The sequence below is a fragment of the Chitinophaga sp. 22620 genome (genome assembly GCF_052044405.1).
GTDB lineage: Bacteria > Bacteroidota > Bacteroidia > Chitinophagales > Chitinophagaceae > Chitinophaga.
On record NZ_JBQEMV010000009.1, the window covers coordinates 1 to 829 of the forward strand.

Sequence of the window (829 nt, forward strand, 5' to 3'; positions counted from 1 at the left end):
CCGCACACATCGGTAGCGATCCACACACGGCGGAGTTGATAGTTATTCAGACATGCACCGGCCGCACGGATCGTATCCTGGCGCCTGGTGACCGTTACGGCACCCATGCAGGCATCATTGGCCGTCAGATTCGGCTGAACCGGGATAGCGCTACATTCTACAACCACGTTAGCAGGAGCAGGAGTAGTAAACACTGGCGGACGGGTATCCTGTACGGTGATAATTTGTATTACGGAATCACGGTTACCGCACACATCAGCAGCAATCCACACGCGGCGGAGCTGGTAGTTATTCAGACATGCACCGGCAGCCCGCACAGTATCCTGGCGTTTGGTGATCGTCACAGCACCCATGCAGGCGTCATTGGCTGTCAGATCCGGTTGAACCGGGATGGCACTACATTCTACAACCACGTTAGCAGGAGCAGGAGTAGTAAACACTGGCGGACGGGTATCCTGTACAGTGATAATTTGTATTACGGAGTCACGGTTACCGCACACATCGGTAGCAATCCACACACGGCGAAGCTGATAATTATTCAGACATGCACCGGCCGCACGGATCGTATCCTGGCGCCTGGTGACCGTTACGGAACCCATGCAGGCATCATTGGCCGTCAGATTCGGCTGAACCGGGATAGCGCTACATTCGACGGTTGCATTTGCAGGAGCTGGCGTTGTGAACACCGGTGGTCTTGTATCCTGCACGGTGATGATCTGTATCACCGAATCACGGTTACCGCACACATCGGTAGCGATCCACACACGGCGGAGTTGATAGTTATTCAGACATGCACCGGCCGCACGGATCGTATCCTGGCGCCTGGTGA

The 829-nt window shown here is 55.1% G+C and carries 1 protein-coding gene; it reads right to left on the minus strand.

What is annotated here, in order from left to right:
* Window positions 1–829 (minus strand): HYR-like domain-containing protein (locus ACTJIK_RS25715; RefSeq protein WP_440650473.1); only part of this gene is annotated, 829 nt, incomplete at both ends.